12 protein-coding genes are annotated in these 13,777 nt (G+C 59.1%); 5 read left to right on the top strand and 7 right to left on the bottom strand.

What is annotated here, in order from left to right; all coding sequences use genetic code 11:
• Positions 1–35 precede the first annotated feature (35 nt).
• The 4 genes from ACRBB0_RS24360 to ACRBB0_RS24345 all read left to right on the top strand — a co-directional run bounded on the left by ACRBB0_RS24360 (position 36) and on the right by ACRBB0_RS24345 (position 5,805).
• Positions 36–782: a hypothetical protein gene (locus ACRBB0_RS24360; RefSeq protein ID WP_431377083.1), complete on the top strand. Its 747-nt coding sequence runs from the start codon at positions 36–38 to the stop codon at positions 780–782.
• Between the two features lie 279 nt (positions 783–1,061).
• Positions 1,062–2,273 carry a replication initiation protein RepC gene (gene repC / locus ACRBB0_RS24355; RefSeq protein ID WP_431377082.1) on the top strand — a complete coding sequence of 404 codons (1,212 nt, stop codon included), beginning with the start codon at positions 1,062–1,064 and terminating at the stop codon, positions 2,271–2,273.
• Between the two features lie 255 nt (positions 2,274–2,528).
• Entirely contained in the window at positions 2,529–4,280 is a 1,752-nt protein-coding gene (locus ACRBB0_RS24350; RefSeq protein WP_431377081.1) for an ATP-dependent nuclease, read from the top strand.
• Positions 4,273–5,805 carry a UvrD-helicase domain-containing protein gene (locus tag ACRBB0_RS24345; protein ID WP_431377080.1) on the top strand — a complete coding sequence of 511 codons (1,533 nt, stop codon included), beginning with the start codon at positions 4,273–4,275 and terminating at the stop codon, positions 5,803–5,805. The genes ACRBB0_RS24350 and ACRBB0_RS24345 overlap by 8 nt, the downstream gene beginning before the upstream one ends.
• 421 nt (positions 5,806–6,226) lie before the next feature.
• Here ACRBB0_RS24345 and ACRBB0_RS24340 read toward each other — a convergent pair whose 3' ends face one another.
• The 6 genes from ACRBB0_RS24340 to ACRBB0_RS24315 form a co-directional block, all read right to left on the bottom strand.
• On the bottom strand, positions 6,227–6,574 hold the full coding sequence (locus tag ACRBB0_RS24340) for a hypothetical protein (protein ID WP_431377079.1): 348 nt from the start codon (positions 6,572–6,574) through the stop codon (positions 6,227–6,229).
• Positions 6,575–7,036: 462 nt separating this feature from the next.
• The gene (locus ACRBB0_RS24335) at positions 7,037–8,656 is read right to left on the bottom strand and encodes an ISL3 family transposase (RefSeq protein WP_420824325.1); all 1,620 of its coding nucleotides are present in this window, start codon (positions 8,654–8,656) and stop codon (positions 7,037–7,039) included.
• Positions 8,657–8,721: 65 nt separating this feature from the next.
• A complete protein-coding gene (locus ACRBB0_RS24330) occupies positions 8,722–9,534 on the bottom strand; it encodes a DUF3422 family protein (RefSeq protein ID WP_431377078.1) in 813 nt (270 codons plus the stop codon).
• A 305-nt stretch (positions 9,535–9,839) separates the two neighbouring features.
• Positions 9,840–11,009: a type III PLP-dependent enzyme gene (locus tag ACRBB0_RS24325; protein WP_431377077.1), complete on the bottom strand. Its 1,170-nt coding sequence runs from the start codon at positions 11,007–11,009 to the stop codon at positions 9,840–9,842.
• 227 nt (positions 11,010–11,236) lie between these two features.
• Positions 11,237–11,800: a helix-hairpin-helix domain-containing protein gene (locus ACRBB0_RS24320; RefSeq protein ID WP_431377076.1), complete on the bottom strand. Its 564-nt coding sequence runs from the start codon at positions 11,798–11,800 to the stop codon at positions 11,237–11,239.
• Between the two features lie 131 nt (positions 11,801–11,931).
• On the bottom strand, positions 11,932–12,114 hold the full coding sequence (locus ACRBB0_RS24315) for a hypothetical protein (protein ID WP_431377075.1): 183 nt from the start codon (positions 12,112–12,114) through the stop codon (positions 11,932–11,934).
• Between the two features lie 130 nt (positions 12,115–12,244).
• Between ACRBB0_RS24315 and ACRBB0_RS24310 the strand changes: the two genes are divergently transcribed.
• Positions 12,245–12,754 (top strand): pyridoxamine 5'-phosphate oxidase family protein, encoded by a 510-nt coding sequence (locus ACRBB0_RS24310; RefSeq protein ID WP_431377074.1) that lies wholly within the window; start codon positions 12,245–12,247, stop codon positions 12,752–12,754.
• A 45-nt stretch (positions 12,755–12,799) separates the two neighbouring features.
• Here the strand turns inward: ACRBB0_RS24310 and ACRBB0_RS24305 are convergent, their stop codons facing one another.
• Complete coding sequence (locus ACRBB0_RS24305; RefSeq protein ID WP_431377073.1) at positions 12,800–13,675, bottom strand: alpha/beta hydrolase; 876 nt, start codon at positions 13,673–13,675, stop codon at positions 12,800–12,802.
• Positions 13,676–13,777: the final 102 nt, after the last annotated feature.

Raw genomic sequence — 13,777 nt, 5'->3', positions numbered from 1 at the left:
ATTATACGCCAACGGGTTAGCGGCGGCGCTCTGTTATGATGCGGCTTCTGTCAACTGCCGCGATCATCGCGATCGGGCTTACACCGCTTGCTGCCAAACCTGCCGCAGCACAAGGCTACCAGATCGATTGTGCGATCCTCCTGTGCCTCGCAGGCGGTTGGCCTGCGTCGGTTCCCTGCGCCCGTGCTCGCGCGGAGTTTATCCGTCGGATCACGCCTTGGCCCATCGAACCGCCACTGCAAATCTGGCGCTGCCCCATGCGCGCAGCGATGAATACTGCGCCAGGGGCAACACCAGGCGAACGTCTGTACAATTACGCTTTTGCACAGGCGCCGCTACAATCCACATCCGACGCACCCTTTACCCTCGCGGCTGTGACTGAAACCAGCGACAGAGCCATTTTTCAGCCAAGGTTTGCAGCCGGTGAAATCGCCCCAACGATCCAAGAGGTCGCCGGTGAGATTTCTGACGAAAACGGCGTCTCGGACATCGATATTTCAGAACCTGCCTTCGATTTTGTCCGGAGCATAAAGGTCTGGAACGTGATGTATTACAGTCATCGAGAGCGTGGACGCGACGATGATTGCCGGGAAAGCTACAATATCACCTTGGGGACCTACGGGACGCAGGGCGACTTCCGTTGGGACCGGTCCCATCCTTCTGCCGTTCCGTCCTGGGTTATCCCTTCACGACAGTGCAATGCCTCGAGTTGGGTTCGCGCTGTCGGCGTGGAATGGCGCGATTACGAGGGCAACCATGGGTTTGAAGTCGTGCGCTATTGATCCGCTACACTGCGATCACCCGCTGGGCTTCACAGATCGATCGCCAAAATCAATCCATCAACAGAGAGCGACACGCCGAACCTAGAAAAGCAAACCCCCCGCGAGGCGGCAACCAAGCGAGGGGGAATACTAAAGTCCGAGGATAGGTGATCCACAGGACAGATCGTGACAGATCGCGTTTAGCATTCTCCCAACATGCCAATCAAGCAATAAACGCATCTGTGCGAACGATGAATTTTTGCCTGTTGCCGACCTCGCCCAACCGACGAGGACAGACTCATGCAAGCATTACAACGACACCCCTTCCCCGCTCTTCCCAGAGGGTTCCAGCGCGGCCACGTTCAGGAATTGATCGTGGAAATCGCACCCTACATCGGCATGAGCGCCAATCTCGCCATGACGCTGGTGTGCATTATCACCCATACAAGACCTCGGGACTGGACAGAGGGGGAAGTCGAGCCGATCTGCTACGCCAAACAGACGACCCTCGCAGCAAAGCTCGGCCGGACACCCCGGGCTGTACGAGCTGCAGAAGCAAAACTCGCAAAAGTGTTTCGCTTCATCGACAAACGCGTGGCCGCCAATGGCGGACGCAGCCGTGCAGGTGGGGCCGGGCTGACGTTATCGCGCCTGATCGAAGTCTTCCCGGCTCTGCTGACATTGCGGGATCAAATGCGTGCCGAAAGAGACCGCATTGAACATCTGGCGCGCCGTCGCAGCGTCCTTTACCGCCATGCCAAGGAAAGCCTTATCGAGCTGACAAGCAGACACGGTACGGTCCCGGCCCTGCAGAGCCTCTGTACATCCTTTCTCGAATGGCCTGCCAGCCGTGATCTGCGCAGCCTCGGGCTCGACGAGTTGGAAGCCCATCTCATCGCCGCCAAAGCGCTATGTTCAAGCCTCGATGCCTATCAAAATCATGGTATTTCTTCCGCTCAAGCGGACGACAACTTCCCCCCTCATATACAAGACTCAAAACAAGATTATCTTGTAGATGAGGGCACGTGCGACGAACCAAAGCCCTTGGACGAACCTCAGGCCGAAGAGGTGCTGGATGCTGCGCCTGACGGCGCCGCAACTTGCAGAGAAAAGCAGCGTGAAGGGGCCGGCCGATTACGCAACCCCCAAAGTTTCGCATGGTTGACACCCCAACAGCTCTACAGGCTTTGCTCACCTGACATGCAGTTTTACCTTGATGCCGAGCAGCAAAGGCATGAACCTTTGAGCGAGCTGCATTTCAAACTGGCCGCGCGGCGCAGGCTCCCTGAGTTGGGCATCAATGACAGGATCTGGCACGACGCGATCGAAAGCGTTGGAGAGTTTGCCGCAACGCTGTTCCTGATCGTCACCGACGCCAACCGCTTCCATCCGAAAACGCCTGTTGCGAATCCAAGCGGATATCTCCGCGCCATGCTCCAACGTCACCGCATCGGGACGTTGAACCTGGCTGGCAGCTTTATCGGGCTGTCGGAAAGGATGCGTCGTGCTTGAACTGGAAGGGCTGACTGGTCAGGGCCAAGAGATTGCGGCAGTGTGACTTCAGCAATCCTGTTGTCTGTGAAATGTTCAACGCGCGCAAACTTGCCGCAGACGGGGCGGGAAACAGCAGTCCGCTGTAGATACGACGTTTTAGGGTTCGCTCGGCGATAGCCGACGTTCGAGCGTGGACACTTCAGCTATTAGTTGTGCGACTGGTTCGCCAAGTGCATTCTAATCCAGAAGTTGTTTGGAGAGAGCGGTATCATCATGTCATCGAGGATTCTCAAGCTGACGATAAGAAACTTCCGAGGGATTCATGATCTTGAGTGGCATCCCGCCGCTGGCATGAATTTCGTCCTAGGGGGCGGCGACACGGGAAAGACAACGGTGCTAGAGGCCGTAGACCTTCTTTTTTCGCCATCAACTTCATTCAACGCTTCCGAAACAGATTATTGGATGAGGGACACTGCGACCAGTTTATTTATCGAGGCTGTAGTTCGCCTGGGCAATGAGATCGATATCAACACCCAGCCGAACATGGCCTACCCTTGGCATTGGGATGGAAAGGAAGCCGTTGTTCCGGACAATAACGAAGAGAACGGCGAAAACTACGAGGTCTACAGAGTCCGGTTCACAGCAAACAATCAGCAAGAAACCTTGTGGGAGATCGTTCAACCAGACGGAAGCACGATCCGGTTTTCTGTTGGGCTCCGAAGACAGATCGGATTGGTTTCGCTCCCAAGTGATGAGCGGAACGACAAAGACCTCAGATTGGTCTACGGGTCTGCTCTGGATCGACATATTGGCGATCCGTCCTTGCGCTCCCGCATAGGAAAGCAGGTTGCTGGTATCAATCTTCAGGACGAACTGTCGGATGAGGCAAAGGAAGCGCTCGTGGCCCTCGATACCAAGTTTGGCGAAAAAGCCCTTCCTGGCGGTGTGTCGATCGGATTGACGAGTTCCAAGGGCATCTCGATCGGTGCACTTGTCGGATTGTTGGCTAAAAAGAGTGCGGACACACAACTTCCGCTATCCAGCTGGGGAGCCGGAACCAGGCGCCTGGCCAGCCTTGAAATCGGCGCTGCTAATAGCAACGCACCCTCTTTCATCACCGTAGATGAAATCGAACGCGGGCTTGAGCCATATCGGCTAAGACAGTTTCTCGCCGATCTTTCCGGGCAAGACGGCCAGAAATTTGTCACGACGCACAGCCCAATTGCGATTGCTTCAGCGCCAGAAGCGCACCTGTGGTACATGGACAGCTCCGGCCGCTTGGGCACACTGCCTTCCGAGCTAGTTGGCAAGCAGCAAAAAAACGATCCCGAAACGTTTCTGTCACGCGTCGCAGTTATCGCAGAGGGTGTCACGGAGGTGGGTTTTCTCAACTACCTTCTGGAATTGGCACTGGGGTGTGCCCCCCTCGATCACGGAATTCGTGTCTGCAACGGCCAAGGCAACGACCACACAAGAAAGCTGCTTAAAGCTCTTGTAGAGGCTAGACTCAAATTTGCGGGTCTGGCCGACAATGAAGGTGTAAAAACCGATAGTTGGGCAGAATTGAAAGAAAAGATGGGCGATTTGCTGCTCCAATGGGAGGAAGGTTGTACTGAAGAAGCGGTCATTTCTGCCATTCCTGAAGATCAAATCCCAGCGTTGATCGGCGCTGTAGGGGAAGATCAGACAGGCACCCGCCTACAACACCTGAAGGTTCGCTGCGGAGCCGAAGAAAGGACGCTGGACAGCATTAGTGCTGCTCTAGGCGGCACCAACAAATCCTTGAAGCAGCTTGTTATTGAGGCGGCAAGCGGGCGTTCGGACGACGCACCCGAAGGGGAGAAAAAAGCCTGGAAGAGCCATTCGTCTAGCTGGTTCAAGTCTGAAGCTGGCGGTGCTGAACTTGCCCAAAAGGCGATAGCGCTTGGTGGATGGAACGGCCTTTCGGAGCGCCTGCTTCCCTTGCTTGCGGCCATATTGGCGTCCGTCGGGCTCACCGTTGCCGAAAACCTTGCGAATGCCTGATCAGTCCGTATTCGATTTGCTGCGGAGCGATGAGTCACTGGTCGTGATTGAGGCACCTGCGGGTTGCGGCAAGACCTTTCAGGGCGCAGAATATGCCCATGACATCGCGCCAACACTCGGCAACGGCCGAATGCTCATCCTCACGCATACCAATGCGGCCTGCGACGTTTTTGGGGATCGAACGAGGTTCATCTCTGGCAACGCGGTCGAGATCAGGACCATCGATGCGCTGATCTGCCAGATCGCCGGCGCATACCACAAGGTGCTCGACCTTCCGCCAGACCCGACGGTTTGGGCATATACTCACAACGGGTTCTCAGAGATTGCGGCTCGGGTTGCGGCATTCCTTCAGAAAAACCCAGTTGTGCCAGAAGCTCTGGCGCGCCGTTACCCGATCATTGTTTGTGACGAGCACCAAGACGCCTCGCCGGATCATCACCAGATCGTCATGGCCATACATGGGCAAGGCGCGAAACTGCGCATCTTCGGTGATCGAATGCAGAGCATTTACGAGAGCAACGCCAAGGCGGCCGAACGGCACCGAGCACGTTGGGAGGCACTGGTCGCTAGCGCGGCTCATGATGAGCTGGATCAACCGCATCGCTGGACCAAGGACGCGAAAGGATGTTCGGATCTGGGCAATTGGGTTCTGAGTGCACGCCAAGCCCTTTTGGCAAACGAGCCGCTCGATTTGACCTCGGGGCTTCCCGCTTCCATCAAAGTCATTGCTGCAGAGAACATTTCACCGAATTATGGCGGTTACCGTGTCGGGTGGCCGGAACGAAAACCCCTGGATGACCACCTGAATGGTCACGAAGAGCTTTTTGTTCTTGCCAGTGGTAATGAGCTGGTGCGCAGTTTGCGATCATTCTGGAACCGGAAGGTTCCGATTTGGGAAGGCCATACGCGCGACGCACTGTCTATCTTGCTAACAGACATCCAGTCCGTCGATGGCAACGCAGTCAGGGCTGCGGAAGCACTTACGAGGTTCATGTCATCTACTGCAAAAGGCTTCACCGCTTCAACGCACGGCAACATTTTGAAAGCTGAAATCGAATGCAATTGCGGTAAAACCCGAAAAGGTAAACCCGGAAACATACAAGGTCTAGCTAGGATGCTGCTGGCCGAGCCCAACCACTTAGGCATTTCGAAAGCGATCGCAGAGATTGATCAATTCATCAAAAGCTCTGCCGCAGGTTTTTCTGACGTAAAGGTCGATCTCATGCGCGAGTTCTGGGAAGCGCAAAGGCTCGCACAGTATGAAGACGCCTCCAAAGGCTACGCCGAAATTACGATGCGCCGCAGTGTAATTCGACCCAAACCACTACCGAAGACGCTTTCCACCGTTCACAAAGCCAAGGGCCTCGAGTGCAGCAACACAATGATCATGCATTGTGACCGTGCCAGCTTTGGCAACACGATTTACGGAAGATGCAAGCTTTACGTGGCCTTAAGCCGCGCAAAGTCGTCTTTGGTAATTGTCCTTCCAGAAACGAACCCCAGTCTTCTTTTCAAGCTTCCTTAGGTGCTAAACATCGGCGGGCTGCGGGGCGATGTCCGCAATGACGGGCCGCAACGCAGCATCCCAGACCAAGGTTGGAGGTCGGCTCCGGGCCGGACACGTCGGCTGGCGGACTTGCAGGCAGGGCGGGGAGCGTGAGTTTGCTGCACCTGCAAGGGCGTCCTGTCAAAGACACAAATGCGGCTATTGGGGACTCAGGCTCAACGCCCTTCCATGCTGCACCAAGCATCAAGGCAAGCAATGCGCAGGAAGCGTGCTTTGCGCATTCAGCGGGCGAATACGTCTAGGTCACAGAGCGCGGGGCCGTAGTTCATGCCGACCGCCAGCCGCGCGCGGCTTTCCGCGAAATGCGCGCGCGGCTAGACATCGAAGGCGAGCGCGCACAGGAGGTCGAGAAGGATCGTGACATCGGCTGGTGACCAGGTCACAGCCTTTGGCTGTTGATTAGCCTGTGCAAAGTCGTTTCGCCTTCTTTGAGCGGGATGTTTGCGTTAGCGAACCCAATGCCAATCAGGAAGGAAATCACGCCTGTCGCTGTCTTGAACTCTCGCACCTTGATCGCATTCTGCGTCAGGCGCGTTCTTGCAGTCACAAGGAGCTTTTCGTTGTCGTCAGCCCCTACAGTCCGCATAATCCAGAGGCCATACCAGCTGGGCCCTTTGCGTTCTGGGTCGGTCAGGCACAACACTTCGACTCCATGCCCCTGCTCCGTAAGCTCACGCAGGCCCTGTTCGGTGATCACGTTTGGTTCAAGGTCAGTTGTTGTGGTCATCGGATGATCTTCACGAAACAGGACTCGCACTTTTATGCTAAAATGTATCCCAATCATCAATAGTATATATTTGATTTGATCTCGCCAGTAGTATCCTCGGGAGAGTGCTCGCAGGTCGGGTGGCGGACATCTCCTCTGTTCAACGAGATTTTGCGGTCGATCTAACGGCAGGAACGAGCCATACTGGCGGATGCTGCACGATGCACAAATGGCTGGTCTGGTAAAACTGCGCTGCGGCATCAAGCAGTGGCTTATGGCGGCTCCAGGCCGGACACGTCGATGGTCGAGCATAAAGTTGGTGGCGCTCAGATGAAGTTTCACACTTCGTCGGCACCAGTCACGCATACACTCGCCACATCCGATACCGCCCCTGCCCGGTCAGCTCGCGAACCAGACCATGCGCTTCCATCCATGCTAGGTTGCGCTGGACGGCTGTCGCGTTGCCCTTAAATCGGTTCTGCCTCAATCTGTGTGGCGCAGTGGCAGCATTCGGGCTCTGAGGAGTTCTGGTCCGGCGCGACCGTACATGGCGCGCTTGAGGGTCTTCAGGCGATTGACTTGGCCCTCAGCCTGACCGTTGCTCCACGGAAGTTCGATGGCATTGCGCACGGCCTCGATGTCGCGGTGCAGCGTGCGGGCAAAGCGCATGATTGGTGGGATGCCAGTCTCAATGGCCAGGTCGATCCATGCGTCCAGCGGGGCGGACTGGTCGCCGCGCAAAATGCCCTGAAACCGCATGGCAAGGCTCCGCATCGTGGCAAAGCTTGGCGATCCGGCCTTCAATGCATCTACCTTTTGGGCCTGGTCTGCGGTCAATTTGCGTCGCGGCTTGATACAGAGCGCCGCTGCGACAACCGGCGAAATGGCGTGACCGGTTTGCGGGTCCCGCACAGGCGCCAGGGGCAGCGGCGTGTCGGTCGGGCCTGCTAGAACGGTTTGTTCATCCCTTCGCCATCCGGCCAGCAGACGTTGCAAATGAGACAAGCTGCCCTCATAGCCATGGCGTTGAATTTCGACCAATAATTCCTGGCCGGACCGGATACCCTGTTTCCAGAGATCGGCCAGTATGCTCTCAAAATACCACGGCGACGTGGGCTTCAATGCAGCTCGGCGGCGGTCTGGTGGCGAGTCGGAGCTCAACCACTTCGCCACACTACGACGCGGGAAGCCGGTCCGACGTCCAATTTCGCTACAAGACAGCCCTTGATCACGAAGCGCATGGATGTTTCGGAAAATTTCCTCACGTGATTTCCGATGAGCAAGACGCGATCGCAGTAGATGATTGGCCGTGCTGATGTTTTCGGCATCTGACAATAGCGCCCGCCCGGTGGCGCGGCCATGCATATTCATCTGCTCTTCAATGGCCTGGCGCAGGTTCTGGACGAGATGGAAACGGTCTGCGACCTGCAGGGCTTGCGGTGCACCCTGACGTGCGGCCTTCGCATATCCGCCACAACGATCCCGACTGATGACTTCAATCTCAGGGTGCTGCCGCAGCCAGCTCGCACAGCTTTCAACGCTCCGATCCGGAAGAATATCAATTACGGTCTGCCGCTCGAGATCGACGATGATGGTTCCGTAAGTCTGCGACTTGCGCCAGCTCCAATCGTCGATGCCAATGACCGTTGGCGGCGGGGCGACGCTTTCCGCACACTTCTTGAGGTGTCGCAGCACCGTGTCATTGCTGACACCGACGCCTAAACGGCGCAAGAGCCGCTCGGCAGGCCGTCCACCCGTGGCGTGCCCCAGATGAACTACAATGTCATCAGCACGCGAAGTTCGACGTGCAAATGGACGCGCAATTGACGAGGTGTAGTCCGAAAAAGTCCGCCGCGGGCACGTGGAAGCGCGACATCGCCACCTGCAGACCCAGAGTGCGATTGTTACCTTGTCGCCAAGTGCAGGTAAATCCTGTAGCCGCCTTTGCCGCCACCCGTGACGACGCCGAGAATGCAAACCACAATCTGGGCAGATGCCTCTCGGTGCCAAAACACCGGATACAAGCCACCCGCCGGAATCACGTCGCTTAACGCCTTGAACCGAAACGTCGCTCCCGGGCGACCAGTGCTTTTTTGAAATCACGACTATCCCTCCCGAATGTTCCAAGCTCAGGATAGTTGCGCCACACAAATTGAGGCAGAACCCAATTAAGGGCTACGCGACAGCAGGCTCTCGATATCTGCGGCAACCCGCAGCAGCTTGGTCAGTTCTTCCTCCGCCGGGCGCACACGTTCGCCCGTCATCGCGTCCATCATGTCCGAAAGCTCGTCATCGAGGTCACTCAGCGGTTTGCCCAACCGGCGCGCACGCCCCAGCCCCAGCATCGACATCGCCTTGTAGGTCTCGATCTCGGTCAGCCGCTGCAGCACGCGCCCCACCCGGTGCGCGCCCACTCCCGGCTTCACGAAGCAGGCAAAGCGCACATGGCCCGCCGGATCGATGCGGAAGTCAGTGCTCACGATCACGTCGCCGTCCACCACTTCCGCGACCGCCACGCTCTCCGGCACCATCCAGCCGTCGATCTTCTGGGAGACCGCCTCGGGCGTCTCGGGCATCGCTTCCACCCGCAATAGCGCCGATGTGACCCGGACGCCGGGAGCCTTTGCCAGCCAGTCTTCGGGAAACATCCGGAAGGTCTCGCCGTCAAAGGGTCGATCGGCCACGCCGAAGCCGAAGATCGTGTAGGTCACGAACTCGGTATGGCTCTCCCACTTGATCTGATGGCGCCCGAGCTGGCCGGAATAATGCGTTGCGTCCGGCTGCGGATGCGGCGCGCCGTGCCGGTCCAGCAGGTCGATCAAGTGCGCCCGCTCCGCCTCCCGGTCGCGCCCGGCGGCGCCCTCGGTCGGTTTCAGTGCGAAATAGGCTGCGCGGCAAGGCACATCCAGCGCCGGAAAAGGCCGGGCATGCAATTCGTTCGCCAGCTGGTAGCGCAACGGGTGGTCTTCGATCTCGGCCATTGTCGTCCCTCGTTTGCTCCCTGCTAGGCGTTGCCCGGCGCCCTGTAAAGAAAAAGAGCATCGCGATTTCAGAAGCTTATCGGCATACCGCGGTGCACCACGCCCCCGTTTCCTCCGCACCAGCCTACCAGCCGGGCCCCGGCCTGAGAACGGCCCCTGAAACGGAAACCGCCCGGCCTTGCGACCGGGCGGCACCAATGGCGGCCATCAGAACGCTTTCATCGCGCGCCGCGTCCACTTGGGAACGACGCGCCATCCTCCCAGATGCCGGGAAACGCGAGGCCTGCCGAAACAACGGCTGCGGATCAGATCACCACAACATCCAGCGGCGGGAAGCCGTTGAAACCGACCGAAGAGTAAGACGAGGTGTAGGCGCCGCAGCTGCGGATCACCACCTTGTCGCCCGCCTTCAGGCTCATCGGCAGCGGCATCGGGCGCTTCTCGTAGAGCACGTCGGCGCTGTCGCAGCTCGGGCCTGCCAGAATGCAGGGGCCGGTGGCCTCGCCATCATGCGGGGTCGCGATCTGGTAGCGGATCGCCTCGCCCTCGGTCTCGGCCAGGCCGGAGAACCGGCCAATGTCGAGGTAGACCCAACGATGCAGGTCGTTTTCTGACTTGCGCGAGACCAGCAACACCTCGGCGGCAATTGCACCGGCCTCGGCCACCATGCCACGGCCCGGTTCGGCCATGATGCGGGCGCCGGGGAAGCGGGCCTCGACCATGCGGCGCACGCTATCTGCATAGGCCGTGGGGGCGTCGACTTCTTCGCCGTAGAAGGCCGGGAAGCCGCCACCGATGTTGATAAGCTCCAGCGCATGGCCAGCGGCACGGGCATCGGCCCAGACACCGCCCACATGGTCGAGCACGCCCTGCCACATGGTGGCCCGCTTGGTCTGCGAGCCCACGTGGAAGGAGAAGCCCACAGGCTTGAGCCCCAGCGCCACTGCATGGCCCAGCAGCGCCAGCGCCGTCTCGCGCGAGCAGCCGAACTTGCGGCTGAGCGGCCAGTCAGCCTCGGGGTTGTCGACCAGCAGGCGGATATACACCTGCGCGCCCGGGGCGTGCTCGGCGATCTTCTCCAGCTCCTCCTCGCTGTCGGCAGCAAAGAGGGTGAGGCCCGCGGCATGGGCAAACGCAATGTCGGAAGCGCGCTTGATGGTGTTGCCGAAGCTGATCTGCTCGGGCCGCGCACCCAGCGACAGGCACAGCTCGATCTCGCCGCGCGAGGCCGCATCGAAGTTGGAGCCCTCGGCCAGCAGCCGCTCCAGCACTTCGCGGGCCGGGTTGGCCTTCACCGCGTAATGAATGGCCGCGCCGCCAAGGCCGGCCTTCAGCGCGTGAAACTGCCGGGCCACCGCGTCGGTGTCGATCACCAGCGTTGGCTTGTCGAACGTGTTGGCGAGGATGAAGGCCTCCACACGGGAGGGCACGGATACGGGAGCAGACGCCAGGGCGCCATCAAACATCATCGTCATGGTCATCTCCAATAGACCCGGCCATACATGACCGCTCACTTCCAAGGGAGACGTTACCGTCGCTACGTAAACACAGGCGATGATGTGCCGGCCAGAGGCGCGTGCGTTGGCGTCTTGAGCGCGCATGTGAGGCTTTTCCGGATTCGGATCAAGAGAAATTTCCGCCCCGTTCCAAGATTTTTCGCAGCGGGCAAAACGGCATCAACCGCCCTGCCCGTCCTTTGGTGTTACTTCTTGTTTTTCTTGCCTGATTTGGAAGATTTCGAAGCGGCCTTCTTGCTGGCCTTCTTCTTCGCTGCCGTGTCGGCTTTCGCCTTCTCGGCCTTCTTCTTGGCTTTCTTTTCCGCAGCCTTCTTTGCCTCGGCCTTCTTCCTGGCCTTGCGCTCAGCCTTCTTGGCAGCCGCCTTCTTCTTGGCTGCGGCGTCCTTGGCTGTCTTTGCCGGCTTCGGATCGGCCTCCGCGAGCTCTTCCTTCTTTTCGGCCAATGCCTCGGCCTGGGCGACCGTTCCGGCGGATGCCGTCTGCTCTACCGGCACGGCCTTGGCCGCAGGCGCTGCAACCGCGCGGCGCGGCGCCGGTGCCTTGGCAGCACGCTTGACCGGCGACGTCGGCGCGGCGGGATCGGCAGCCGCCGTCTTCCACGCGCGCGCCCGCTCAGGCGAGATTCCCGGAATGGCCGTCAGCGTTGGAACCGGGGCCGCTGCCAAAGCGGCAGGGTCGGCAATGCCCGCCCCCGCCAGTTTTGCCGCCATGGCCGGGCCAATGCCCGCAATATCGGTCAGGCGTGCCATCAGGCGGCCTTCTTCAGCGCCTTCTTGGCGACTTTCAGCTTCTTCTCCTGCTTGGCGATCTTCGCCTTGCGGGATTTCACTTCTTTTTTCAGCTCTTTGATCTTGGCTTTCTTGGCCATTGCTCGGTCCTTTCAGTCAGTTGTGTCAGAGCCGTTTTCCTTCACGAACCCACGGATGAACCGGCGGATCTCGCGTGCGGCGCTTGTGTCGAGCTCGTCGCAAAGGTCCACAAAGGCGTCGCGCTCATCCTTCTTGATCCGAATGATAAGCTGGCTGTCCTTGCGGTCCTTCTTGGGCTTGCTGCTCTTGGCCACGCGGGTTGGCTTCCTCTCTTGAGTGCGCTCTTGTTACGACAATGTATCGCGATTGTATATACATTTTTTTGGTCTGCCCCGCGAGGAACCGCGCTCCCCCTCCAAATGTTGACCTGCAAAGGAGGCTTTCATGACCCACCACCAGAACGACCGTGACACCGAATCCCTGCGCACCGCACTCTTCGATGCCCTTGAAGACGAGCGCACCGGGATGCTCGCCATCAGCGATCGCAACTCGCACGCACAGCCGATGACCCACTATTTCGACAAGGACGCGCGCATGCTCCGGTTCATCACCGCCAGCGACACTGGCCTGGCCCGCGATGTCGGCACGGGTGCACAGGCCCATTTCACCCTCACTACCAGCGACCGCGAGGTCTATGCCTGCATGTCCGGCCCGATCACGGCCTCGGATGATCGCAACAAGCTGGAAGATCTCTGGTCGCCCGCCGCAGCCATGTGGTTCGAAGGCGGCATCGACGACCCGAAGGTGCTGCTGCTGGAAATGCCGCTGCACGAGGCCGCCGTCTGGACGGTGGATGCCAACGCCCTCCAATTCGGCATGGAGATGCTGCGCGCCAACCTCGGCGAGCACACGCCCGATCTGGGCGACCACGCGGTCATCTCGCTGGCCGCCTGAACAATATATGGCGCGGCCCTGCCCCGGGCCGCGCCACCGTTCGCGTTACTGGCTTGCCGCCATCGGCACTTCGCCGCGCGGCAGGACCGTGTGCGAGAAAACATAGCCCAGCGCCTCGGGCAGCGTGTCGATCCAGACCTGCCACTCGTGATCGCCGTCGATCACCCGGTATTCCACATCGTTCGGCTGATGCTCCCGCAGCTTCTGGTAGAGCACCGCACCGTGGTAGGCGATGTCTAAAAAGTCATGGTCGCCCGAGTTGATATACATCGGCACCACCACATCCCCCGCAAGGTAATCGTCGAGATAGGCCGTGTAGTTCAGCTCGGTCCACTTTTCCGGGTCATAGTTGCCATCGGCGTCCAGATAGGCCGCATGGCGGTTGGCCGAAGAGCTAGCGGGCGGTTGCGGCACATAGGCGGCGGGTGACATGGCGGCCCCGGCAGCGAACATCTCGGGGTGCTCAAGCACGAAGTTCACCGTGCCGTAGCCCCCGGCAGAGAGCCCACCAACAACCCGACCTTCGCGCTCGGGGATCACCCGCCACGTGGCCTCGATGTGCGGGATGAGATCATCAAAAAATGCCGTCTCGGCAGGCTCGTTATATCCGTCGACCCACCAGCTCAGGCTGCCCGGCATGATCACCACGGCGGGTGGCATGGTGCCATCGGCAATCGCCTCGTCGAGGATCTGCTTGGCCTTGCCATCCACCACCCAGCTCGTCTCATTCCCGCCCGACCCGTGAAGCAGATACATGTGCGGATAGGTCAGCCCGCTGTCGTCGTACCCATCAGGCAAATAGACCGTGTAGGCATAGTCCCGCCCCAGCGTCTCGGACGCAAAGCTGTAGGTGGCAATTTCACCGGCAAAACTCGGAAATGCACAAGCGGCCGCAGCGGCGGCGTAAACGAATGTTCTCATAAAAACCTCCCATGCGGGCAAACCAGAGTGGCTGCCCTCGGGGGAAGCTTGCACGGGGGAAATTGCATGTCAAGTGCACATGTCGTAGTACCCTAATAAAAG

It is taken from the genome of Pelagimonas sp., from assembly GCF_050633425.1.
GTDB lineage: Bacteria > Pseudomonadota > Alphaproteobacteria > Rhodobacterales > Rhodobacteraceae > Pelagimonas.
This window is presented reverse-complemented; position numbering and strand designations above follow the sequence as displayed.